Source organism: Paenibacillus sp. FSL M7-0896, from assembly GCF_037975415.1.
Lineage (GTDB): Bacteria > Bacillota > Bacilli > Paenibacillales > Paenibacillaceae > Paenibacillus_AQ > Paenibacillus_AQ silagei.
The window spans coordinates 344,746-368,584 of the sequence record NZ_CP150250.1; the positions used below are offsets into that span (position 1 = coordinate 344,746).

Here is a 23,839-nt window from a genome sequence, read left to right on the forward strand (position 1 = left end):
ATACAATGGGTGCTCTGCGCGGAGGGAATGGCCCCATGCATCACAGGCAGTAACATTTTAAGAGGAATCCTGCAAAAAGTGCAACAATACTGCCCCAAAGAAGCGTTCTATGCTGAAATCCTGCACGAACTGCAACAAATTCAGCGTTAACTAACTCTAAATACCGAAAATTCTGCAAAAGATGCAACAATGTATCACAGCCAGTAACATTTTTAGAGAAATCCTGCAAGATGTGCAACAATGCGGCTCCAAGCAAGTGGCCGGTGAGAGAGAAAGCCCGGAATTGGCAAGAGATAGGCGGAGCAACGCCCGGATGGAAGAAACACTTCAAAACGTATGCGAAAACCGGCTACAAAAGAGTTCCCGGAGAGTTGTCAGCCTGCCTACTCTGTGATATATTACTAATGATAATGATTATCAATATCATATATACATAGGGGGATTATCTTGCGATACTCTAAACAAAGTCTTGTCCTGATTGTCTTTACTCTCGTCATGGCTGTCCTGCTGGCAGCCTGCGGTTCATCGGGTAATTCCGGCTCTGGCTCCGGGGCGGCAGCGAATGCTCCTGCACCTGCAGCTTCTGAAGCACCCTCTGCTGCTCCGGCTACTGATAAACCCTCCGCTGAAGCAGAGATGGTTACTTTCCAGGATAGCGCCGGTGAGGTTCAAGTGCCTAAGAATCCGCAGAGAATCGTGGATACTACAGCCTTTTATACAGGATATCTTCTGGCGCTGGGTGTGAAGCCGGTAGGAGTCATGCAAGGAGCCAAGGATAGTCCCTATCTTGCAGACATGCTTGAAGGTGCAGAAGGGCTTGGTGACGATGTCACCCCGGAGAATATCCTGTCCCTGGACCCTGACCTGATTATTGTGTATACCGGCACAGAAGGCATCGATAAGCTGAAGGAAATTGCGCCTGTGGTACAGATTCAGTATGGCGCCAAGAATTATAAGGATCAGATGCTCGACTACGGCAAGCTGGTGAACAAGAATGATGAAGCTAAGGCCTGGATCGCCCAGTGGGAGGCCCGCATTGCTGAGCTGAAGCCGCAGGTACAGGCTGCTGTTGGCAATAAGACGGTATCTATCCTGAATCCATATGCCAAGGGGCTGTATGTTTTTGGGCATAACTATGGCCGGGGCGGTGAGATTCTGTACGGGGAGTTCGGGCTGAAGGCTCCCGCAGAAGCGCAGAAGGAGGCAATCGACAGCGGGACTGGCTGGGCCTCCATCTCCCTGGAGAAGCTGCCGGACTTTGCCGGAGACATTATCTTCACCTGCCCGTGGTCAGGGGATACTACAGACCCGAAGATTGTCTATGACAATCCGCTGTGGAAGGGGCTTACGGCGGTCAAGGCAGGGAATGTATTCCAGTTGAACCCTGCTGCCGATACGTACAATGACCCGATCTCTCTGGAGAAACAGCTGGATTTCATTACGACCAGCCTGCTGTCAGTCAAATAGGGCATTCCTGAAAAAGACAAAAAGCTGCGCCGGTATCAGACTGAAATCTGATACCGGCGCAGCTTGTATAATGATCTAGCCTTATGAAGCCGAATTATTCTACCGGCTGAGCCGCTTCCGAAGCTGTAGCATCTGCCAGCATCTGGCGGAGGACTGTCTGCAGAATACCGCCATTGCGGTAGTAGTCGATGTCTACGGTACTATCGAGACGGGCAATGACCGGGAAGTCGAACTGGGTGCCGTCTTCACGGGTAGCAGTGACTGTCAGCTCCTGTCCGGGAAGGACATGGTTGTCAAGACCGGTAATGTCGAAGGTCTCGCGTCCGGTCAGCCCCATGCTGCTCCAGCCATGGCCTTCCTGGAACTGCAGCGGCAGCACGCCCATGCCGACGAGATTGCTGCGGTGAATCCGCTCGAAGCTCTCAGCGATGACGGCTTTGACTCCGAGGAGGAGTGTTCCCTTAGCAGCCCAGTCGCGGGAGCTGCCTGTGCCGTATTCTTTACCGGCGATAACGATCAGGTTCTGTCCGGCCGACTGGTACAGCATGGAGGCGTCATAGATCGACATGACCTCATCGCTCGGCAGGAAGGTGGTTACGCCGCCTTCTGTTCCAGGAGCCACTGCGTTGCGGATACGGATGTTGGCGAAGGTACCGCGCATCATCACCTCATGATTCCCGCGGCGCGAGCCGTAGGAGTTGAAGTCAGCGCGTTCCACGCCATGGCCGCGCAGATATTCTCCGGCTGGACCGGAAGTGGAGATATTCCCGGCTGGCGAGATATGGTCGGTAGTGACCGAATCGCCAAGCAGGGCAAGCACACGGGAGCTCTTGATATCCTTAATGTCAGAGATACCGTCAGCCAGGTGCTCGAAGAATGGCGGATTCTGAATGTAGGTAGAGTTGTTATCCCACTCATACAGCTCGCCTTCCGGTACCGGAATGTTATTCCAGCGTTCATTGGCTGTGAATACATTCTCGTATTTGCTGCGGAACATTTCCGGACTGAGCGAGAGCGCTACGGCTTCGCGGATCTCGGCTGTAGTCGGCCAGATATCGGCCAGGAAGACAGGCTCACCCTGCGGGTCATAGCCCAGCGGCTCGGTCTTCAGGTCAATATTCACCGTGCCGGCCAGTGCGTAGGCGACAACCAGCGGCGGTGAAGCCAGATAGTTGGCTTTGACCTGGGCATGCACGCGGCCCTCGAAGTTACGGTTCCCGGATATTACGGCGGCAACCGTCATATCATGCTCTGTAATGGCTTCGCTGACTTCATCCGGCAGCGGACCGGAGTTGCCGATACAGGTAGCGCAGCCGTAGCCGGCCAGGTAGAAGCCGAGCGCTTCCAGCGGCTTCAGCAGATCTGCCTTTTGCAGATATTCCGTAACGACCAACGATCCGGGAGTCAGGCTGCTTTTGACATAGCCCGGTTTGGTCAGCCCGCGTTCTACAGCCTTCTTGGCAAGCAGTCCTGCGCCCAGCATTACGCTCGGGTTAGAGGTGTTCGTACAGCTCGTGATGGCTGCAATGACTACCGCTCCTGTAGAGAGCTTGCTAGTGCTTCCGTTCTTGTGCTGAATCTCAACTTCTTCGGCAATCTTCTCGTCGCTGAGGCCATAGCCGCCCTTGTCGACAGGTGTACGGATAATGCCTTCGAAATTCTCCTTCATATGGGTAAGCTCTACCCGGTCCTGCGGACGCTTCGGTCCGGCCAGGCTGGGAACCACAGAAGCCAGATCCAGCTCAATGACATCGCTGAATGTCGGGTCCGGTGTCTCTGCGGTACGGAACATGCCCTGCGCCTTATAATAATCCCCTACCAGCTCTACCAGCTCATCCGGGCGTCCGGTGCTGCGCAGATAGGCCAGTGTCTCCTCATCTACTGGGAAGAAGCCGACGGTTGCGCCGTATTCAGGAGCCATGTTGGCTACTGTCGCCCGGTCTGCCAGACTGATGTTCGCCAGACCCGGACCGTAGAATTCGACGAACTTGCCGACCACGCCTTTCTTGCGCAGCATTTGGGTAACGGTAAGGGCCAGATCGGTAGCTGTAGCGCCTTCCATCAGACTGCCGGTCAGCTTGAAGCCAACGACATCCGGGGTAACGAAATACAGCGGCTGTCCAAGCATTCCTGCTTCAGCCTCAATTCCGCCGACGCCCCAGCCTACTACGCCAAGGCCGTTAATCATTGTAGTATGGGAGTCCGTTCCGACCAGGGAATCCGGGTAGACAACCGTCTCTCCGTCAATGGTCTTAGTGGCCGCAACAGAAGCCAGATATTCCAGATTCACCTGATGCACAATTCCGGTTGCCGGAGGAACCGCACGGAAATTATTGAAGGCGGTCTGTGCCCAGCGCAGGAAGCGGTAGCGCTCCTCATTACGCTCAAATTCTACGTTCATATTATATTCAAGGGCATCGGCCGTTCCGAACGCATCCACCATAACCGAATGGTCAATAACAAGGTCAACCGGTACAAGCGGGTTGATCTTCTTCGGGTCTCCGCCCGCCTTCTTAACGGTATCGCGCATAGCGGCGAGATCCACAACTACAGGTACGCCGGTGAAATCCTGCAGGACAATCCGTGCAGGAATGAACGGGATTTCCTTATTGCGGTCAATGCCGCCGGACCAGTTGGCCAGCTGCTTGACATGTTCTTCAGTAATTGCCCGTCCGTCATATTGGCGGACAGCCGCTTCGAGTAAGACCTTAATGGAGAATGGCAGGGAGGAAATGTCGCCTGCACCTTGCTCCTCCAGAGCATTCAAATGATAGTAGCGATAAGTTTTGCCACCTGATTTCAGGTTCTTGGCCAATGAAAAATGGTCCTTGCTTGGCATATATGCGCCTCCTCGTTTCATCTGGTGAAACTACATTTCATAATTCCTATACTTTAAGTATAACGTTTACAATGGGGGGAGTAAAGTTTTTTTTGCTCCTTGATGTAAGGTATATTCAGGGTTTCCACGGATGCATAGAACCGCCGGCTCCCTGACTTCCTTGCAGTTAAATCGCTCCCGCTTCCGTATAGGTGCGAGCAATCCTTCATATACATAGGACAGCAGCCATTGTGGCGGTGAAACCGTGAAGGAATATTCTTAGCTTACATCATATACATTCTTATCTGTGAACGAAAGGGCGGAGGATGAATGGAGCAGCAGTGGAAGAAAAGTCTCTATGTCTATGTGGACCAGCTGAACAAGGGGCGGGTTGCACCTGGCGCCGAACCGCGCCATACCACAATTAGGGACCCCCGGTTCCTGGACGAACAGCGCACGCGTTCCCGCCGGATCGCCCAGTGGTACACCCGCCGGGGCATTACTCCGCTGCGCGGGGAGACGGGGGTGCGGACGCTGCGGACCGTGCGGCAGAATCCTGCCGAGGTGGTCGCCGATGTGGCGCTGCACAGCGCCTTCTATTATGAGAAGGGCGGGATGACACACCGTGAGGATGTGGTGGAGTCGGAGCGACTGACCTTTGTACGTGAAAAAGACGGCTGGGAGATTGTGAACGTGGAGCGCCGCGTACCCGAGCGGAATGGAGTGCGCAAGGTGGTGGAGAAAGATCCGGCACTGCGGCTCTCGGAGTGGGGGGAGGTTCTGCCCGATCCGCGTCCGTCCCAACCGCTGCTGAACCGCCGTGTCCTGAAGGGCGCAAGCGGCGTAAGGGAGGTGCGGTACCGCAGGGAGAAGGCTGCAGCCTATGCCGACCTCTGGTGGAAGGAGGGGAATCCGGAGTTCGAGATTTTTGAGGTGGACTGCACGAATTATGTCTCCCAATGTCTCTTTGCAGGGGGAGCGCCTATCAACTATACTGGTAAAAGAGAAACGGGCTGGTGGTACAAGGGCTATAATGGAGCCCAGGAATGGTGGAGCTTCAGCTGGGCGGTCTCCGACAGCCTGCAGCGTTATCTGAGCGGGAGCCGTAGCAGCGGGCTGCGGGCGGAGATTGTCGAGCGGCCGGAGCAGATTCAGCTGGGAGACATTATTCAGTATGACTGGGACGGCAACGGGCATTATCAGCATAGCACGATCGTTACCGCTTTTGATGCGGGCGGGCAGCCGCTGGTGAATGCGCGGACGGTTAGCAGCCGTCACCGCTTCTGGGATTACAAGGATTCCTACGCCTGGACGGACCGGACGGCATATCGTTTTTTTCATATCAATGACTATTTATAGATCAGAAAGAGGTTAGGGCATGGGGAACGCTAAAACTACCGTAGGACTGGTGTACGGCGGCAAATCCGGAGAGCATGAGGTATCGCTGCAGACGGCTTATGCGGTTATGAACGCTTTTGACTACGATAAATATGAGATTATTCCGTTCTATATCTCCAAGCAGGGGGTATGGAAGGTAGGTGCAGTGCTGGAGGCTCCCTTCCCCGCGATTGAGCAGCTTAAGCTCTCCGGGGTGGCTGGTGACATGGGCACGGCCCTCAATGCCTTGTTCAGCGGGCTCAGCGGAGGCGAGCAGGTAATAGATGTCATGTTCCCGCTGCTGCATGGTACGAACGGCGAGGATGGCACCATTCAGGGACTGTTCGAGATGGCGAATATCCCGTATATCGGTGCAGGGGTGCTGGCTTCATCGGCGGGTATGGATAAGGTAGTTATGAAGAAGCTGTTCGGCGAGGCGGGGCTGGATCAATGTGATTACTGCTACTTCAATGCTGCGAACTGGAGACAGCGCAAGCATGAGCTGATTGTAGGTCTGGAGGATAAGCTGGGATATCCGGTATTCGTCAAGCCTGCCAACCTGGGCTCCAGCGTAGGAATCTCCAAGGCCACGGACAAGGAAAGTCTGATCAAGGCTGTGGATTATGCCTTCCGTTATGACACGAAGGTGATTATTGAGGAGTTCGTGGATGCGCGGGAAGTGGAGGTGGCGGTACTCGGCAATGAGGAGCCGGAGGCCTCGGTTCCGGGTGAAATCGTCTCTTCCGGTGAATATTATGATTATGCGGCCAAATACACGGACGGCAAATCACAGATGCTGATCCCGGCACCTGTCGATCCCGAGGTAGCGGACCACTTGCGCGAGTCGGCGATATTGGCCTTCAAGGCTATTGAGGGCAGCGGAATTACCCGGGCCGACTTCTTCCTGCGGAAGTCTGACGGCAAGATTCTTATTAATGAAGTGAATACCATGCCAGGCTTCACCCCGTTCAGCATGTATCCTCTGCTGTGGCGTGAGACTGGTGTGTCCTATAAAGCGCTGCTGGACCGTATGATCGGGCTGGCGCTGGAGCGTTACCGGTTCAGACAGGGCCTGAAGTACGATAATGAATAAACCACGTTGATCGGCGGGAGCATTCCGGCCGGGAAGGAGAGAGAAGCATGGGGTTTCAATCAGAATTCAATTCGGTGTGCAAGTTCAAGAATGAGCAGGAGCTGTACGAGCTGCTGGAGTACGGACGTACCAAGATGGTGAAGCAGGGCTTCCGTGTCTATCCGACCGGCCAGAAGGTGATCGCCTATACCCCGGAGAATGTAGCGGTGGCCATTGTCAAAATTTCTGCGTCGATTGCTGAAATCAATTTTCAGGGCAATGAGGTTACGGCGGTGGAAATGGATCTGGTCCGGAAGCTGAATGAGGAAGAGTCGCGCGTTCAGACGGCTCTTGCCTACGAGATGTTCTTCGGGGAAGAGGGATGATTGTCCGCTTCGGCTATGTTGCCATGTCTACGGTGATCCCTGACTGTTCTCCCTCCAAAACGATGACGATGGCAAGCTTCAACAAGCTGGGCGACCGGGAGGCGGGCCTTCGTAAGCTGGAATCCATCGCCCGGATGAATCTGCATAATACGCTCCGTCTGCTGAAGCATAATGTCGGATCGGATATTAAGGTCTACAGGCTCACCTCCAAGCTGGTTCCGCTGGCCACCCACCCTGATCTGGCGGACTGGAATCCGCTGGCTGCTCTTGCGGAGGAATTCGCTGAGGTGGGCAGCTATGTGAAGAAGCACGGGCTGCGCGTCAGCTTCCACCCGGATCACTTCACGGTGCTGAGTACGCCGCGGCCGGAGGTGCTTGCAAGCTCGATCCGTGATCTGCAACATCATACGGACATGCTGGACGCGATGGGGCTGCCGGCGACGGCTAAGAGCAATATCCACATCGGCGGCGCTTACGGAGACAAGCCTCTGTCTGCGGAACGCTTCTGCGTACAATGCTCCGCGTTGCCGCTTGCGCTTAGAGAGCGGATGACGCTGGAGAACGACGACAAGACGTTCAACGCGGTAGAGACGCTGGAGGTTTGCCGCAGAATGGAGCTGCCGATGGTGCTGGATATCCATCACCAATGGGTCAACAATGAAGGTGAGCTTCCCTGGGAGCTGTGGCCGGAGATCCTGAAGACATGGACAAGCCCTCTGGCACTGAAGGATGTACCGCCCGGAGGGGAGCTGCCGCCGAAGATCCATGTGTCCAGCCCGCGCAGCCCGTCTGATCCGCGCAGCCATGCCGATGGGGTGGAGCCGGCACCGCTGGTTGCTTTTCTGAAGCGGATTGCTGCGGATACTCCCGCCGTAGATGTGATGATTGAGGCGAAGCTCAAGGATGGGGCCCTGTTCGGTCTGATGGAGGAGATGAAGGGACTGTCGGAAGGCGGGAATGGAATTATGGTACTAAACGGAGCGAGTGTGAATATAGAACCATAACTGGCAAAAAACTTGCCGGCCAGGCCCGTGAGCGGCACCAGTCATGACTTGATAAACCGGCCGAAATGAGGTACGTTGAAAGAAAGTTGAGCAGTCATGTTCTAAGGCAGAGAAAGGGTATCCTGCGGAAACAGCGGTCCCCGGGAGAACAATCATGCGCAAAGAAAGCGGAGTGAAGAGATGAGTCCTGTAAGTCCTGATAACCGAAATGAACGGCAGCCCTATGTAGTTACAAGCAAGGGACATACGGCGGCAGCCATCAATGCTGCGGCCAAAGCGGGGGAATGGATCAAGAGCAGACAAGGCCAGGTGAAGGAGCTGGGCAGTAAGACATCGGCCCAGGATCTGGTCACGGAGGTCGATAAGGGTGTGGAGCAGATGATCCGCCGGCTGATCCTGACCCATTATCCCGACCATGCCATCCTTGGTGAGGAGGGTGTTGAGCCTGGTGCGGAGGCACTGACGGCCGCGCTGGATGAAGCACGGGAGCATGAGTATCTGTGGATCGTCGATCCGATAGACGGCACGACTAATTTCGTGCACGGCTTCCCGTTCTATTGTGTATCGATTGCTCTGGTTGTTAAGGGAGAGCTTACGGTAGGCGTGATCTATGATCCGATCCGGGACGAGATGTTCGTGGCCGAGAAGGGGAAGGGCGCATACATGCACGGGATTCCTACGAAGGTATCGGCTGAGACTCTGCCGGGCAACAGCCTGATCGCCATGGGCTTCCCGCCGGACCGCGTGGTGGCCCAGCCGGCGAATATGGCCGGTCTGCAGCAGATTATGCCTCAGGTCCGCGGCATTCGTGCCGGAGGATCGGCGGCACTGCATCTGGCTTATGTTGCTGCCGGACGAGTGGACGGGTATTGGGAGGTTGGACTGAGCCCTTGGGACTGCGCAGCGGGGGTGCTGCTGGTGCTGGAATCCGGCGGCAAGGTCACGAATACGCTGGGTGATCCCTACGATATCGGCACACGCCATGTAGTCGCAAGCAATGGACGAATTCATGATTATCTGGTTACGTCCCTGCAGGCCGCAGATGCTACGGGCTTCAAGAAGCAGTAGGAGGGCTTACACTGTTATGAATGAGAATGAAGATCTGGAGCGGAGGCTAAGCGAGCTTCTGGAGGACGGCGAGATGGAGCAGGCGGACCGGCAGGCCAAGGAGATCCGTCAGATTTCGCCCAAGTATGAGATCCGCATACAGACTACACTTGACCCCATAGTCGAAGAGACGCTTCGTTACCGCAAAATCGCCTATGAGCTGGATGACCGGTATGATAAATATGTGAAGCGCTCAGACCAGGCAAGCGGTCCGCCCAGCACTGGCGAACCGAAGAAATCTTCAGAATCCGGCAGCGGAGAGCGATAAGCTGCTGTTATCCACAGGAGCGGTTTTCCGAATTATCGGGAGACCGCTCTTTTGCGCAAAGATCTGCTGTTGAAACGTTATCTGCTATAAAAAGACGGCAAAGCTGTTTCCACAGGAGCTGGGCGGGATGTTAGAATAGAATTATACTAATTTAGGAGGAATACGATGCTGAAGACATGGAGAAGGTTAATATCAGCTTCTGCTAGCGGACTGCTGTTGTTCACCGTATTAATCAATGTGCATGCAGGTCCGGCGGATGCCGCTGCAGCAGCCGTGGCGCAAGGAACGGAGCAGGATGTCTTTCGCATCGTGGCACTTGGAGATTCTATTACTGCCGGGTATGAGCCGGGGATGACTGATCCCTCCGTGAAGCCGTACGGATACGCTGAGCGATTACTGGAGCAGGGCTGGTACCGCGGCAGAAGTGAGCTTAAGAATTATGGCATTTTGGGCCTTAAGACAGCGGGACTCCTTCAATATACCGGAGCGATTAAGGACAGCGCGGTAATTACGCCGGAGGCCATTCAGCCGGGGCTGTCTGATCCGCGTACCTTGCAATTTGCTGCGCTGGCCCCGCAGATTAGAACGGAGCTCGCTGCGGCGGATCTGATTACCATTACCATCGGCGGTAATGATGTCAGCAGCCTGTTCTTGAATTACAAGACGCTGACCGATGCCGATTTCGCTTCCCAGCTTGCGGAGCGTCTGACCGAATACAGCAGTAATGTAACAGCGCTGCTGAAGAATATCCGGGAAGTGAATCCGCAGGCAACCATTCTGCTGGCCGACCAGTATCAGCCTGCTCCGAAAATCGCCCTGGGGGCTTCGTATGACAAGCTGATGAATGCGGCTGCACAGTTCACCATCGCGGCTGAGAATATCGCGGCTAACCTGAACCAGGCAGGCGCTCCGCTTAAGGTAGCTCATGTAGCCGCAAAGTTCGCCGGGGTAGAGGGATCGCTAACTCATATCATCGGAGCCGGGGCGGCAGACTTCCATCCTACGCAGCTTGGATATGAACGGATTGCCACTGTATTCGCTGAAATGCAATGGGGGGAATACCGTACGCCGGCAGTAACGGCGATGGCTTCAGAGACAGCGCCGATGTCCATCGTGGTGAAGGGGAAGGAACTGAATACCCCCAATAAGCCCATTTTGAAGAACGGGCAGAACTTTCTGGCGCTGAAGGATATTCTGAATGCAGTGGGTGCGGAGGGCAAATGGGATAACAAAACCTCTAGTGCGACTGTAATTTACGGAGGAAGAACGGTGGTTATTACGATCGGCTCGAAGACCATTAAGGTGAACGGTGCGGATGTAGCGATTGATACTCCAGCTTTTCTGCATAAGGTTGGCAAAGAGGATAAAACCTATCTTCCGCTCGCCGCACTCGCTACCGGACTGGGCTTCGATGTGAATTACAGCAGCAAGCTGCGGACAGCTTTCATTAATCCTTAATCGCGCATAATCTAACCATAGCATCATCAAATCAGTCCCGTAGTGGAAAAGGTGGATGAACCCAGTTGTCTAGTACAAAGTATAATGCTGATTACATCATCACGATGGAGGATATCATACGGGAAGGCGACCCTGTCCTGCGTACGGTAGCGGAACCCGTACAGCTGCCGCTGCAGGCAGAAGACCGTGGTGTACTGCAGAGCATGATGCAGTTCCTGAAGAACAGTCAGGATGCCGAAATGTCTGCCAAGTATAAGCTGCGTTCAGGGGTAGGCTTATCCGCTAACCAGATCGGAATAACGAAGCGGATGTTTGTCATGTTTTTGAAGGACGATAATGGCAAGAATGTGGAATATACCTGGGTGAATCCCAAGATTATCAGCCATTCATTGGCGATGGTCTATCTGCCGGAGAGCGAGGGCTGCCTGTCTGTGGACCGGCCGGTGCACGGCTTCGTACCGCGTTATGAATCTGTGAAGGTCAGGGGCTTCGATCTGAACGGCGAGGTGGTAACCCAGAAATTCAAAGGCTATCAGGCGATCATCATCCAGCATGAGATGGATCACCTGGACGGAACGATGTTCTATGACCGGATCAATCCGCAGAACCCGTTCAAGCTTCCGCAGGATGTGGAGATCCGCAGCCTGTATGAGCAGAAGAGCAAGTAGACATTAAGCTATGTAGTTGTCGCCTTCACGGGCGGGAGCATCCCGCTTGCCGTACGGCTGGTGACCCCGCTTACGGTGGCAGCGTTGTTTGTGTATGGATGGCGGGAGAATGATAAGCAGTGATTTTATCTGGGGTATTTTTACAAATTATTTCATTGAAATCCGTGCTAATATCATGTAAAGTGGGTATAGTAATATTAAGTTGTATCTCATTCTTAGATACATGCTGGACACGGTAGCGTCCGGTACCCTGCGGGAGGGTCTCACAAAATCCTGGAATATCACCAATCGGCTACCACGTAATCATCATTCTTGGTTTCACGGAATATCATATAAGTATGTCGCTTGAAGCGAGCTGGACATGGTAGCGTCCGGTACCCTGCGGGAGGGTCTTATAAAATCCTGGAATACCACCAATCGGCTACCTTTAATAATAATGTATTGCTCTGATGTCTTTCTCATCAGGGCATTTTTGTTATTAAGAAAATAGTTCTAGGGGGAACATCATTGCTAACTGCCGCAGCTCTTATCGCACTTCAATCGAAACCATCATTTACGGATGTCGAATTACTGCCGCTAAGCGATTTATATTACCAACATCTATATCCAAATGTCTTTGAATTTGGTCTAGCAAGCGGTGAAATAATAATATTGAAGTTCAATTTAGAGGCATTCTGCCATTTACTTGGCCTTAAAAAAACTGTTGAACAGGCGCGAAGGCTCAGCCGGGAAGTGAAGAATGAATACAAGGGAATGGCCGGTTGGAATGCGATTCGTGAAGGGCGGTCAAGCAAAGCAATTATACGTGCGTATGGAGTTTCGTTGGACCCGATGAAAGACAAGATGTTGTTTTTTTATTACTTGCCTGAACTTCTCCGAGTTGGCTCATTAGCAATCAAGTTTGTTCCTTCAGGTTCAACCCGAATTCCTTCTGAAATTATTATTTATAATTTGCATGTTGCAGACAATACATACATCCAAATTGGAATCAGCAAGTGTGACCACGGAAGATGGTACTATCCTGAGACCTTTTTAATTGAGCGTGTCAAAGTTTCTCGGCCTACTAATAAATTTGCCGACCCGCCAAGCACTGTTGTTTCTATCACCAGTCGGAACATTTATCCGCGATATTCTTCTCCAATCCGACCAAAAGTCAGAAGAGCAGCTTGTCAGCTACCAAAGCGTTCAAATCGATTAAGGAAGCACTAGAGTTGAGGCTATTATTCATATATTAAAAACAAACCCCTGCCGCTTAAAGGCAGGGGTTCTCCTATAGGGTCAAAATCGATTACTTCTCCGCCGCCATAGCCGCGAACGAAGCCTCTGCCGCCTCCAGGGTGAGGTCGATGTCGGCATCCGTGTGGGCTGTGGTCAGGAACCACGCCTCATATTTGGACGGGGCCAGGTTGATGCCCCGGCTCAGCATATGCCGGAAGAAGCTGGCGAACATTTCACCATCGGTATCCTGCGCTTCTTCATAATTCGTAATGGGATGGCTGCAAAAATGTGTGGAGAATGCACCACGAATGCGGTTGATGGTTAGGGGAATACCGTGACGGTCAGCGGACGCCTGAAGTCCTTCGGTCAGGCGGATGGCCAGCCGCTCCATCTCGTCATAGACGCCTTCCGCGCTAAGCACCTCCAGGCAGGCGATCCCTGCCGAGATCGAGGCGGGGTTACCGGCCATCGTGCCGGCCTGATAAGCAGGACCGAGCGGAGCGACCTGCTCCATGACATGCTTGCGGCCGCCGTAAGCGCCAATAGGCAGCCCGCCGCCGATGATTTTGCCAAGGGCAGTCAGATCGGGAATGATCTCCTCATGATTAGCAAGACCGGCATAGGTCTGTGTGGAGCCATAGTGGAAACGGAAGGCCGTAATGACTTCATCATAGATAACCAGGGAGCCGTTCTCGTGCGTCAGCTTGCATAAGCCTTCCAGGAAGCCGGGCTCCGGCATAACCATACCGAAGTTGCCGACAATTGGCTCGACCATCACGGCAGCCACATCCTGGCCCCATTGCTCCAGCGCTTCACGCAGGGCGTCCAGATCATTGAAGGGAACGGTGATGACCTCCTGGGCGATGCTGGCCGGAACGCCTGCGCTGTCCGGGATACCCAGCGTCGATGGACCTGAACCTGCGGCTACAAGCACAAGATCAGAGTGACCGTGATAACAGCCGGCGAATTTGATGATTTTGCTGCGCTTCGTGTAGGCGCGGGCGACGCGGATGGTCGTCATGACGGCTTCTGTACCGGAGTTGACGAAGCGTACCTTGTCCATAGAGGGAATAGCTTCCTTCAGCATCTTAGCCAGCTTGATCTCAAGCCGGGTTGGCGTTCCGTAGAGCAGTCCGTTCTGTGCGGCCTCAGTAATAGCGGCGGTGATATGCGGGTGGGCATGTCCGGTAATGATCGGGCCATAGGCGGCCAGATAATCAATATATTCATTGCCGTCCTCATCCCAAAAGCGTGAGCCTCCGGCGCGTTTCATGAAGACAGGGGCGCCTCCGCCCACAGCCTTGAAGGAGCGGGAGGGGCTGTTCACGCCTCCGACAATATGCTGGAGAGCTTCCTCGTATAACTGTTCTGATGTGCTGCGGTTCATAGCTAATGTTCCTTTCTTCTTGGCTTGCGCCCATGGGAAAGGGCGAACCGCGGCTGATTCCCGCTGTCCGCCCGCCCCGTGTGCCAAGCATGGTTATATTGGATGTTACTTTGTTCCCGGTGAAGCGGAAGGGCTGCTGCCCGGTGAAGCCTCTGCTCCAGGAGTTGGCGATGGTTCGGGTGCAGTGAGCGTATCCTCTACGAACTGCTTCAGTGCCTTCTCGCCGCTGAACCCGATCACCTGGGAGCCGTCCTTGAGGGTCTTCTCCCGGATCAGGTGCATCGGCGGGATCTGCGCACTGCCGCCCATAGAGCTGTCATAGCCTACAGCGCCGAGCTTCCACATGTCGCTAATATCAAGATTCGTGTCAATATAAGGCGTAACCTCACCAAGAATGGTCGGCAGCTTGATAATGGAGGTGGTGCTGATCACCTTATCTGCTACAGCCTTAAGGAAGCCGCGCTGGCGCTCTGTCCGGGTGAAATCGGAGGTCGCGTCATGACGGAAGCGCACATACTGCAGAGCCATTTTGCCATCCAGGTGCTGGAAGCCCTTCTTGAGATCGATATCGAACTCAGGCCCGTCCGCCTTGGTGGTATAACGCATATCCTTCTCGACCTCATAATCTACACCGCCTACAGCATCCACCAGCTTCATGAAGCCCTGGAAATCGGTATAGACATAATATTGAATCGGGATACCGAGCAGGTCGCTGACCGTCTGCATCGCCGTGTTGGGTCCATAGGTAATGGCGGCATTGATCCGCTGTGTACCGTGGTCAGGGATGTCAACATAAGTGTCGCGAAGAATGGAAAAGACATAGAACTTCTTCTTCACCGGATCAAGTGAGGCTACCAGCATAGTGTCGGAACGAGGAACCTCGCCCTTCTTCACCCCGCGCGCATCCACGCCCATGAGCAGGATATTGACCGGCTCTGTGCCTTCCCATACAGGGGGCTTGATCGCCTCCGCCGAGGCTGTAGGAACATTGGCGAACGGAGAATCTTCACCTGTCTTGTGGAGGTTATCGAGCTGATTGTAAATTGCAGTGAAATAGTAAACCAGACCTCCGATAATTAAAAGGAGTATGATTGCCAGAGTCCAGAGCAGCGTTTTCTTCTTTGACTTGCCGGCTTTGGCGTGCCGGTTCTTTCTTGGTGGCATTTCGTTCGTCCTTTCCAGTTCACATTCTCTACATTATAATTTCTTTTGGGAAGACACGCAATTTCAGAAATCAACAACCACATTAAGAGGAGTGAATAATAAATGAGTATCACAGTAGGTGACAAGGTTCCGGACTTCACACTCCCTGCCTCAACAGGGGGTAACATCAGCTTGAGCGATTACCGCGGCAGGAAGGTGCTGCTCTACTTCTATCCTAAGGACAGTACCCCGGCCTGCACCCAGGAGGCCTGCGATTTCCGTGATGCCCACGATACGATTGCCGCGAATGGGGCGGTTGTTCTTGGAATCAGTGCCGATCCGCTGCCCTCACACAGCAAATTTATTGCGAAGAATAGCCTGCCCTTTCCGTTATTATCCGATGAGGAGCATACGGTGAGCGAATTGTTCGGGGTGTGGCAGCTTAAGAAGCTCTACGGTAAGGAATTCATGGGGATTGTGCGCTCTACTTTTCTGATTGATGAAGAAGGAATTCTGAGAGCGGAGTGGCGAAAAGTCAGAGTGAAGGGCCATGTAGAGGCCGCATTAGAACAAATCGTGAAATAATTAAGTATGCTGGGAATTAATTGTATTTGTCTGTTACTTTTCTAACAGCTATAGTCAGGCTCACTCGTGATATAGTTGCCTCATATTACTTCAAATTTGGAGCAAGGTATGGGGGATGGCATGAAGAGACTGCGTATTGGGCTTGACGTCGGATCAACTACAGCCAAATTGGTGGTTATGGAACGGGATATCATTATATATCAGGATTATGTGCGTCATTTCAGTGATATAAAAAAAGCGGCGGTTACTCTACTCTCAGAGGTGCAGCATAGGTTCCCCGGCAGTGAAGCGGCGCTCACCGTAAGCGGCTCCTCCGGGTTGTCCCTGTCCAAGCTCGGGGAGATTCCGTTTGTCCAGGAGGTCATTGCCTGCACGAGGGCGATCAGCGGACGGATTCCGGAATGTGATACCGCGATTGAGCTGGGCGGAGAGGATGCCAAAATCATCTACCTCAGCGGCGGCATCGAGCAGCGGATGAACACAGCCTGTGCAGGCGGTACAGGCGCATTCATCGATCAGATGGCCTCTCTGCTGCAGACGGACCCTGCGGGTCTGAATGCGCTTGCGGTGAAGCATGAGCGGATCTATCCCATCGCTTCGCGCTGCGGGGTATTTGCCAAGAGCGATGTGCAGCCGCTGCTGAATGAAGGGGCGCGGCGTGAGGATGTGGCGGCATCGATCTTCCAGAGCATCGTGAACCAGACGATCAGCGGCTTGGCCTGCGGACGGCCGATCCGTGGGCGTGTTGCTTTTCTCGGGGGACCGTTGACCTTCCTGTCCGCTCTGCGGGACCGGTTCACTGAGACGCTTGGACTGAAGGAGGAGGAGGTGCTGTTCCCGGAGCACTCGCAATACTTCGTCGCCATCGGTTCGGCGCTTGCCGGGTCAGATCCCGTATTCCTGCCGCTCAGCAGCTGGATCGCCCGGATCATGGCTGTAGACTTCTCGCAGGACCGCGCGGAGGATGCAGAGCTGGCGCCGCTGTTCAGAGCGCCGGATGATCTGGCACAGTTCAGACTTCGTCACAGTCAGGCTACAGCACCGCGTTCCGCGCTGGCTGCCTACCGGGGGCCGGTCTATCTGGGCATTGATGCCGGCTCTACCACGACCAAGCTGGTGGTTACCGGAGCGGCGGATGAGATTCTGCATACCTTTTACGGGAGCAATGGAGGCAATCCTCTGCACTCGGTTACGGACGCGCTGAAGGAGCTCTACCGGATTCTGCCCTCAGGCTGCTACATTGCGGGAGCTTACGCAACCGGTTATGGAGAGGGTCTGGTCAAGGCGGCGCTGCGGATGGATGGCGGAGAAGTAGAGACGGTGGCCCATTACAAGGCAGCCTCCCGGTTCATGCCGGAGGTCGACTTCATCCTCGATATCGGCGGACAGGACATGAAGTGCATCAAGATCCGCGGGGGAGCGATCGACAGCCTGATGCTTAATGAGGCCTGCTCGGCGGGCTGCGGCTCCTTCCTGGAGAGCTTCGCTTCCGCACTGGAGCTTGGCATAGAGGAGTTCGCCGCTGCGGCACTCGAATCGAAGGGACCGGTGAATCTCGGCTCGCGCTGTACTGTATTCATGAATTCCAAGGTGAAGCAGGTCCAGAAGGAAGGGGCTTCCCTTGCTGATCTCTCGGCCGGGCTGGCCTATTCCGTGGTGAAGAATGCGCTGCAAAAGGTGATCAAGATCCGTAATCCCGAGGATTTGGGCCGGAATATTATCGTCCAGGGCGGCACCTTCTACAATGAAGCCGTCCTGCGGGCTTTTGAGCTGCTGACCGGAAGAACGGTAGTCAGACCTGATATCGCCGGCGTGATGGGCGCTTACGGCTGTGCGCTGATAGCCAGAGAACAGGCGGCCCCGGAAGGAATCAGCACGATTCTCGGACCGGAGGAGCTGGAGGGCTTCCAGTATTCAGTCGCTCCAGGCCGCTGCAGTCGCTGTGCCAACAACTGTGCGCTGACCATCAGCCGGTTCCCGGACAAGAGCTTCCATGTGACGGGGAACCGCTGTGAACGCGGCGCAGGCGGCAAGAAAGAGAAGAACACGCTGCCGAACCTGATGCAATATAAATATGAGCGGTTCTTCGTGTATGAGGGCCTGCCTGAAGTGGCAGCGCTCCGGGGAACGGTTGGACTTCCTCGCACAATGAATATGTTCGAGAATTACCCGTTCTGGCATACCTTTTTCACCTCGCTGCGCTACCGGACCGTGCTGTCTCCGAAGTCTAGTAAGAAGCTGTATGAGAGCGGAATGGATACCATTCCTTCGGAATCCATCTGCTATCCGGCCAAAATGGCCCACGGGCATGTACAGCAGCTGATCGGCCAGGGCGTGGACTTCATCTTTTACCCGGCGGTGGTGTATGAGAAGAAGGAGGATGATGCGGCGCAGAATCACTTCAACTGCCCGGTGGTTGCCTCCTACCCCGAGGTGATCCGCAATAATATGGACGGACTGAAGGAGCAGGGGGTTCCGCTGGTCAGCCCGTTCCTGACCTTCGACGATATTCCGGCGCTGACCCGGGTGCTGGCGCGAACCTTCGCCGAGGTGCCTAAGGAGGAGATTGCGGCTGCTGTCCAGGCGGGACTGGCGGAAGCGGAGCAGGCGAAGAACGATGTGCGCACCAAGGGCGAGGAGACGCTGGTCTTCCTCACGGAGACAGGCACGAAGGGGATTCTGCTCTGCGGACATCCGTATCATGCCGACCCTGAGATCAACCAAGGGATTGCCGATATGATTACCGGTATGGGGCTTGCGGTGCTGACCGAGGATTCGATCTGCCATCTGGACCGCAGCGAAGGGGATGTTGGCGTAGTGAACCAGTGGACCTACCATGCGCGGATGTACCGTGCGGCCCGGCTGGCAGCGGGGAGAAGTGATCTGGAGCTGGTCCAGCTCACCTCCTTCGGCTGCGGGATCGATGCGATTACCTGCGATGCGGTTCAGGAGATTATGGAGCGTCACAACAAGGTCTATACGCTCATCAAAATCGATGAAATCAGCAATCTCGGAGCCGCGCGGATTCGCCTGCGTTCGCTCCAGGCCGCAATGCGTGAGCGCGAGAGAGGTGAGGTTAAGCCGCAGCTGCTCTACAAGCCGCAAGCCAATGTGCCGTTCACCAAAGAAATGAAGGATACCTATACCATCCTTGCCCCGCAGATGTCGCCGATTCATTTCGAACTGTTCGAACGGGTCTTCCAGGATGCGGGCTACCGGCTGAAAATTCTGGAATCGACCGGTCCGCAGGAGACGGAGGAAGGCCTCCGGTACGTCAACAATGATGCCTGTTATCCGGCGATTGTAACGATCGGGCAGATGCTGTCGGCACTGAAGAGCGGCGATTATGACCCGGACCGGACGGCTGTAATCATGTCGCAGACCGGCGGCGGCTGCCGGGCGACGAACTACATCTCTCTGCTGCGCAAGGCGCTGAAGGATGCCGATCTGGGGCAGATCCCGGTGATCTCCCTGAATGCCTCCGGGATGGAGAACCAGCCGGGCTTCCGCATCAGCCTGAAGCTGGCGAACCGCCTGATCGCCGCAGCCTGCTACGGAGATCTAATGATGCGCCTGCTGCACCGCTTCAGACCGTATGAAGCGGTGCCGGGAAGCACAGAGGCCTTATTCCGCCAAGGAATGGGACGCTGCAAGGGCAGCTTGTCGAACTTCTCGTTCCGCGAATACAAGCGGCTGACCCGTGAGATTGTTGCCGGGTTCTCGCGGCTGCCAGTTATCTCAGCGGATAAGCCCAAGGTGGGCATTGTCGGGGAGATTCTAATTAAATTCCATCCGGATGCCAACAATCATATCATCGACATGATTGAGGCGGAGGGCGGAGAGGCTGTGATGCCTGATTTCCTGGACTTTATTTTCTATTGTGTCTACAATCCGATCTACAAGGCCGAGCAATTCGGCAAAAGCAAGCGGCTGGGCTATATCAATCCCATGCTGATCTCCTATCTTGAAATCTACCGCAAGCCGGTCAAGGTAGCGCTGGAGCAGGCTGGACTATCCAAAGGCCGGGAGAATATCTACGGTCTGGCCGAGAAGGCAAGCCGCCTCGTGTCGGTCGGCAACCAGATGGGCGAAGGCTGGTTCCTGACGGCTGAGATGATGGATCTATTGGATAACGGCGTGAACAATATTGCCTGCATTCAGCCGTTTGCCTGCCTGCCGAACCATATTACCGGGCGCGGGATGATTAAAGGGCTTAAGGATCTATATCCTGGTGCGAACATCGTCGCCATTGATTATGATGCCGGAGTCAGCGTGGTCAATCAGGCCAACCGGATCAAGCTGATGATGTCGATTGCCAGCGGCCTCGCCGCCGGTACCCAGCCGTCAGCGGACGATCTGGCACAGCTGGTGCCAGTCATGGCCGGTAGTGTGGGCTGTCAGGGGTAGAGCAAGCCGACTGCGGATAAGCAGCGGTTGAATAGATGAAGAGCGGACCGGAGGAAACTCCGGTCCGCTTGTTTGCCTTCCAGGGCTCAACCCCCATGTGTGCGGAGAACCGAACACATGGGGCCCGCAGGAGGCAAGTGGAGAGAATGTAGTCGAAAAACCGACTACATGGAGCACGTGGGCCAAATGTAGTCGAAAAACCGACTACATGGAGCAGGCGCGGAGCACATGGGTCAAATGTAGTCGAAAAACCGACTACATGGAGCAGGCACGGAGCATGTGGGCCGAATGTAGTCGGAAAACCGACTACATGAAGCAGGCGCGGAGCACGTGGGCCAAATGTAGTCGAAAAACCGACTATATGGAGCATGTGGGCCAAATGTAGTCGGAAAACCGACTACGTGAAGCAGGCGCGGAGCACGTGGGCCAAAAGTAGTCGGAAAACCGACTACATGAAGCAGGCGCGGAGCACGTGGGCCAAATGTAGTCGGAAAACCGACTACATGGAGCAGGCGCGGAGCACGTGGGTCAAATCCTCCGGATACCCCGGAGTCACTTCTGCAGCTTCTGCTTCACCCGCATCGCTTTGTTCAGATGGACGAAGTTATGCCGGGTGGCCGGCATCAGTACCTGACCGGCAAAGGTCTTGCCGCCCCAATAATCCAACAGCCACTGCTCGGTGTCCAACACGGCCTTCTCTTCCCGGACTCTCTCGAACTGCGCCGGAGTTGCCTTCATCCCGAGCTGTCCCGGCTCCAGAGCGGATAGAATGGAACGTGTTCTGCGGGCGACATCGCGCCGGTACTCGGATAGCGCTCCGAGATTCACCTCTCTACTGAGTGTAGCAACATCCTGTTCACTCATTCCATTGCCGGAATGAACGTAAGGAACCCCCAGCCTCCGGGCATACTGACCGGAGTATAGCACCTGCTCACGGTCTGCCCCCAGGATGTTCATGGTGATATCCTCTATTCGTGCACTGTGCCACAGATGCCAGACTATAGAATTACGGCTGCCGGGTGTCTGCACCGGGTAGCTGCGCGCGGTGGACTCCAGCAGCTGGTCCCATAAGGCATCCTCATAGGTTGCCTGTTCCCCGTTTCCTTCTTCAGAGGCGTAGAGGGAGGTATGCAGCTCCAGAATGATAGCGACTGCTTCAGTATGCGCCTCCGGCTTGGTGATGATCCTGGGCAACATTTTATGCTGCCTGTTCCAGTGATTTCGTTGTTCTGTATTCATGTTTAATCCTCGCTTTCCGTAATTTTCAGAAAATTTCTGCAAGAAAATCATTGACGGATAAATAGGTAAATAGTAAAATAGTTCGCATGCGAAGTATTATTGTGCATTTGTGCATTATGCTTGTGGAGGGATAAGGCTTGGAAGAAAAGGAAAAGCAACTGGATGATATTCTGTCCTCTTTCCGCTGCATTACCCATAATTTCCAGCAGCTTCTGTGGAAGGATGCAGAGGAGCTTAACATCACATCTACCCAGCTGATGGTATTGCGTAAGTTATCCTTGCATCCCGATATCGGGATCACGGAGCTGGCCGATCTTCTGCATCTGGGCAACAGCGCAGCCAGCGGTGTAGTGGACCGGATGGTGAAGGCCGGACTGATTACCAGAGAACGCTCGCAGAGCGACAGACGAATATTTAAGCTGGCGATGACTGAGAAAGGCAAGGAGATCCGTCTGCTCAGCAGGCAGTCACTCCGAAGACATTTGCAGCCCTTGGCAGACATTCCTGCGGAGGATGTACAGGAGCTGCTGCGGCTGCATGGTGAAATTATCCGAATTCTAGAACAAGGGAGAGACAACAAGAAGCTATGAGTACAATTACAGCCGGTAATGCACCGTCCAAGACGGTCCGCAGAGGTCCGATTATCGCAGCGCTCCTGATCGGCGCCTTCGTGGCGCTACTCAATCAGACGCTGATGAATGTGGCGCTGCCCAAAATGATGGAAGACCTGAATATCCTCGCCAATACGGCCCAATGGCTGACGACAGGGTTCATGCTGGTTAATGGTGTGCTCGTGCCGATCAGCGCCTATCTGGTGGAGAAATTTACGACCCGCCAGCTCTTTACGACGGCAATGATGTTATTTTCGATAGGTACACTGGTCTGTGCAATAGGAACAGGCTTTGAGATGATTATGGTCGGCAGAGTCATTCAGGCTGTAGGTGCCGGAATTCTGATGCCGCTGATGAACATTGTGTTCCTGCGTATCTTCCCGATTGAAGAACGGGGCAAGGCGATGGGACTGATGGCGGTTGCGATGATTTTTGCTCCGGCTGTCGGACCTACCTTGTCCGGCTGGGTCGTGCAGAACTATTCCTGGCGCGTGCTGTTCTACATTGTGCTTCCGCTGGCCATTTTCTCAATGCTGCTCGGCATGAAGACTATGCAGAATGTCGGTAAGCTGACTTCTCCGAAGCTGGATAAACCGGGTGTGATTCTGTCTACACTGGGCTTCGGCGGGCTACTCTACGGCTTCAGTGATGCCGGAACAGACGGCTGGGGTAGCACGACCGTTATTCTCTGCCTGATCCTGGGTATCGTGTCCCTGGGGCTGTTCGTATGGCGTGAGCTGACCACGGATAAGCCGCTGCTTGAGTTCCGCATTTTCCGCTACAACATGTTCTCCCTGACTACCGTGATCAACATTATCGTCACTATGGCTATGTATGCAGGGATGATCCTGCTGCCGATCTATCTGCAGACCATCCGCGGCTTTACACCGATGGAATCCGGACTGATGCTGCTCCCGGGTGCGGTTCTGATGGGCGTGATGTCACCGATCACCGGAATTATATTTGATAAAATCGGAGCCAGATGGCTGGCGGTTATCGGCCTTGCCATCACCACTGTAACAACCTGGGAATTCAGCCAGATCAGCACCACTACCACTTATACTCACCTGATCTTAACGTATACGGCCCGCATGTTCGGGATGTCGATGCTGATGATGCCTATCGTCACCGCCGGTCTGAACCAGCTGCCGCAGCGTCTGGCTTCTCATGGTACAGCCATGTCCAACACCCTGCGTACCGTGGGCGGTGCACTGGGGATGGCCCTGTTCGTCAGCCTGATGACCAACCGTACGAAGAGCAACATCACCGATGCACTGGTCAGCGGTGCGGTGTCGAAGACAGATAAGGCTGCGATGCTGAAGCTTACTCAGGACGCAACGATTAACGGGATTACCCACGCGTTCACTGTAGCAACCTGGGTGACTGTTGTTGCCCTGGTGCTGGCGCTGTTCATCCGCAAGACCTCTCCGCAGCCCGACTTCCTCAAGACGGAAGAAGCGGAAGGCGGACAGACGCAGCCGAGCCTGACGAAATCACAGAGAGCATAATCCTGTATACAGTATAAAAAAGACGATCCGATATAACCGTTAACGGTTGCCGGGTCGTCTTTTTGCGTCTGCGAGCTAGGGTGGAATTGCCCCACTGTCCTTCATCCTCCCCAGTC

The 23,839-nt window shown here is 54.5% G+C and carries 18 protein-coding genes; 14 read left to right on the plus strand and 4 right to left on the minus strand.

The genetic code is table 11. The features are described from left to right. Positions 1 to 447: 447 nt before the first annotated feature. On the plus strand, positions 448 to 1,467 hold the full coding sequence (locus MKY12_RS01495) for an ABC transporter substrate-binding protein (RefSeq protein ID WP_339312622.1): 1,020 nt from the start codon (positions 448 to 450) through the stop codon (positions 1,465 to 1,467). A 94-nt stretch (positions 1,468 to 1,561) separates the two neighbouring features. Here MKY12_RS01495 and acnA read toward each other — a convergent pair whose 3' ends face one another. Then, positions 1,562 to 4,306 carry an aconitate hydratase AcnA gene (acnA, locus tag MKY12_RS01500; protein WP_339312623.1) on the minus strand — a complete coding sequence of 915 codons (2,745 nt, stop codon included), beginning with the start codon at positions 4,304 to 4,306 and terminating at the stop codon, positions 1,562 to 1,564. Between the two features lie 309 nt (positions 4,307 to 4,615). Between acnA and MKY12_RS01505 the strand changes: the two genes are divergently transcribed. The 9 genes from MKY12_RS01505 (at position 4,616) to MKY12_RS01545 (ending at position 12,834) form a co-directional block, all read left to right on the plus strand. Continuing rightward, the gene (locus tag MKY12_RS01505; RefSeq protein WP_339312624.1) at positions 4,616 to 5,644 is read left to right on the plus strand and encodes an amidase domain-containing protein; all 1,029 of its coding nucleotides are present in this window, start codon (positions 4,616 to 4,618) and stop codon (positions 5,642 to 5,644) included. 19 nt (positions 5,645 to 5,663) lie between these two features. Beyond that, positions 5,664 to 6,755 carry a D-alanine--D-alanine ligase gene (locus tag MKY12_RS01510; RefSeq protein ID WP_209877841.1) on the plus strand — a complete coding sequence of 364 codons (1,092 nt, stop codon included), beginning with the start codon at positions 5,664 to 5,666 and terminating at the stop codon, positions 6,753 to 6,755. Between the two features lie 47 nt (positions 6,756 to 6,802). Continuing rightward, complete coding sequence (locus MKY12_RS01515) at positions 6,803 to 7,120, plus strand: hypothetical protein (protein WP_036723794.1); 318 nt, start codon at positions 6,803 to 6,805, stop codon at positions 7,118 to 7,120. Then, positions 7,117 to 8,124 (plus strand): UV DNA damage repair endonuclease UvsE, encoded by a 1,008-nt coding sequence (uvsE, locus tag MKY12_RS01520; RefSeq protein WP_339312627.1) that lies wholly within the window; start codon positions 7,117 to 7,119, stop codon positions 8,122 to 8,124. The genes MKY12_RS01515 and uvsE overlap by 4 nt, the downstream gene beginning before the upstream one ends. 180 nt (positions 8,125 to 8,304) lie before the next feature. Further along, positions 8,305 to 9,192, plus strand: a complete 888-nt coding sequence (locus tag MKY12_RS01525; protein WP_036723796.1) for an inositol monophosphatase family protein — start codon at positions 8,305 to 8,307, stop codon at positions 9,190 to 9,192. Between the two features lie 16 nt (positions 9,193 to 9,208). Beyond that, positions 9,209 to 9,499, plus strand: coding sequence for a hypothetical protein (locus tag MKY12_RS01530; RefSeq protein WP_339312629.1), 291 nt, complete (start codon positions 9,209 to 9,211; stop codon positions 9,497 to 9,499). A gap of 165 nt (positions 9,500 to 9,664) precedes the next feature. Beyond that, positions 9,665 to 10,957 (plus strand): stalk domain-containing protein, encoded by a 1,293-nt coding sequence (locus MKY12_RS01535; RefSeq protein ID WP_339312631.1) that lies wholly within the window; start codon positions 9,665 to 9,667, stop codon positions 10,955 to 10,957. A gap of 104 nt (positions 10,958 to 11,061) precedes the next feature. Then, positions 11,062 to 11,625 (plus strand): peptide deformylase, encoded by a 564-nt coding sequence (gene def / locus MKY12_RS01540; protein ID WP_339314740.1) that lies wholly within the window; start codon positions 11,062 to 11,064, stop codon positions 11,623 to 11,625. Positions 11,626 to 12,132: 507 nt separating this feature from the next. Then, entirely contained in the window at positions 12,133 to 12,834 is a 702-nt protein-coding gene (locus MKY12_RS01545; RefSeq protein ID WP_339312632.1) for a PBECR4 domain-containing protein, read from the plus strand. Between the two features lie 79 nt (positions 12,835 to 12,913). On the opposite strand, the gene MKY12_RS01550 is transcribed toward MKY12_RS01545, so the two are convergent. Next, positions 12,914 to 14,230 carry a glutamate-1-semialdehyde 2,1-aminomutase gene (locus MKY12_RS01550; protein WP_339312634.1) on the minus strand — a complete coding sequence of 439 codons (1,317 nt, stop codon included), beginning with the start codon at positions 14,228 to 14,230 and terminating at the stop codon, positions 12,914 to 12,916. A 105-nt stretch (positions 14,231 to 14,335) separates the two neighbouring features. Continuing rightward, complete coding sequence (locus MKY12_RS01555; RefSeq protein ID WP_339312635.1) at positions 14,336 to 15,394, minus strand: LCP family protein; 1,059 nt, start codon at positions 15,392 to 15,394, stop codon at positions 14,336 to 14,338. A gap of 102 nt (positions 15,395 to 15,496) precedes the next feature. On the opposite strand from MKY12_RS01555, the gene bcp reads away from it, so the two are divergent. Both bcp and MKY12_RS01565 read left to right on the plus strand, forming a co-directional pair. After that, on the plus strand, positions 15,497 to 15,958 hold the full coding sequence (gene bcp, locus MKY12_RS01560) for a thioredoxin-dependent thiol peroxidase (protein ID WP_339312636.1): 462 nt from the start codon (positions 15,497 to 15,499) through the stop codon (positions 15,956 to 15,958). Between the two features lie 120 nt (positions 15,959 to 16,078). Then, positions 16,079 to 20,365 (plus strand): acyl-CoA dehydratase activase-related protein, encoded by a 4,287-nt coding sequence (locus MKY12_RS01565; protein ID WP_339312638.1) that lies wholly within the window; start codon positions 16,079 to 16,081, stop codon positions 20,363 to 20,365. A 552-nt stretch (positions 20,366 to 20,917) separates the two neighbouring features. On the opposite strand, the gene MKY12_RS01570 is transcribed toward MKY12_RS01565, so the two are convergent. Further along, positions 20,918 to 21,562, minus strand: coding sequence for a DinB family protein (locus MKY12_RS01570; protein WP_339312640.1), 645 nt, complete (start codon positions 21,560 to 21,562; stop codon positions 20,918 to 20,920). A 179-nt stretch (positions 21,563 to 21,741) separates the two neighbouring features. On the opposite strand from MKY12_RS01570, the gene MKY12_RS01575 reads away from it, so the two are divergent. Both MKY12_RS01575 and MKY12_RS01580 read left to right on the plus strand, forming a co-directional pair. After that, positions 21,742 to 22,194 carry a MarR family transcriptional regulator gene (locus MKY12_RS01575; RefSeq protein ID WP_036723807.1) on the plus strand — a complete coding sequence of 151 codons (453 nt, stop codon included), beginning with the start codon at positions 21,742 to 21,744 and terminating at the stop codon, positions 22,192 to 22,194. After that, positions 22,191 to 23,723 carry a DHA2 family efflux MFS transporter permease subunit gene (locus MKY12_RS01580; protein ID WP_076084736.1) on the plus strand — a complete coding sequence of 511 codons (1,533 nt, stop codon included), beginning with the start codon at positions 22,191 to 22,193 and terminating at the stop codon, positions 23,721 to 23,723. The genes MKY12_RS01575 and MKY12_RS01580 overlap by 4 nt, the downstream gene beginning before the upstream one ends. The last annotated feature ends 116 nt before the right edge of the window (positions 23,724 to 23,839 follow it).

Excerpts from the sequence above, each read along its gene's own strand:
- MKY12_RS01525 (WP_036723796.1), top strand. The coding sequence starts at position 8,305 with ATGAGTCCTGTAAGTCCTGATAACCGAAATGAACGGCAGCCCTATGTA.
- MKY12_RS01550 (WP_339312634.1), bottom strand. The coding sequence starts at position 14,230 with ATGAACCGCAGCACATCAGAACAGTTATACGAGGAAGCTCTCCAGCAT.
- MKY12_RS01565 (WP_339312638.1), top strand. The coding sequence starts at position 16,079 with ATGAAGAGACTGCGTATTGGGCTTGACGTCGGATCAACTACAGCCAAA.
- MKY12_RS01570 (WP_339312640.1), bottom strand. The coding sequence starts at position 21,562 with ATGTTGCCCAGGATCATCACCAAGCCGGAGGCGCATACTGAAGCAGTC.
- MKY12_RS01510 (WP_209877841.1), top strand. The coding sequence starts at position 5,664 with ATGGGGAACGCTAAAACTACCGTAGGACTGGTGTACGGCGGCAAATCC.
- MKY12_RS01535 (WP_339312631.1), top strand. The coding sequence starts at position 9,665 with ATGCTGAAGACATGGAGAAGGTTAATATCAGCTTCTGCTAGCGGACTG.
- uvsE (WP_339312627.1), top strand. The coding sequence starts at position 7,117 with ATGATTGTCCGCTTCGGCTATGTTGCCATGTCTACGGTGATCCCTGAC.
- bcp (WP_339312636.1), top strand. The coding sequence starts at position 15,497 with ATGAGTATCACAGTAGGTGACAAGGTTCCGGACTTCACACTCCCTGCC.
- MKY12_RS01555 (WP_339312635.1), bottom strand. The coding sequence starts at position 15,394 with ATGCCACCAAGAAAGAACCGGCACGCCAAAGCCGGCAAGTCAAAGAAG.
- MKY12_RS01515 (WP_036723794.1), top strand. The coding sequence starts at position 6,803 with ATGGGGTTTCAATCAGAATTCAATTCGGTGTGCAAGTTCAAGAATGAG.
- MKY12_RS01580 (WP_076084736.1), top strand. The coding sequence starts at position 22,191 with ATGAGTACAATTACAGCCGGTAATGCACCGTCCAAGACGGTCCGCAGA.
- MKY12_RS01530 (WP_339312629.1), top strand. The coding sequence starts at position 9,209 with ATGAATGAGAATGAAGATCTGGAGCGGAGGCTAAGCGAGCTTCTGGAG.
- MKY12_RS01505 (WP_339312624.1), top strand. The coding sequence starts at position 4,616 with ATGGAGCAGCAGTGGAAGAAAAGTCTCTATGTCTATGTGGACCAGCTG.
- def (WP_339314740.1), top strand. The coding sequence starts at position 11,062 with ATGGAGGATATCATACGGGAAGGCGACCCTGTCCTGCGTACGGTAGCG.
- acnA (WP_339312623.1), bottom strand. The coding sequence starts at position 4,306 with ATGCCAAGCAAGGACCATTTTTCATTGGCCAAGAACCTGAAATCAGGT.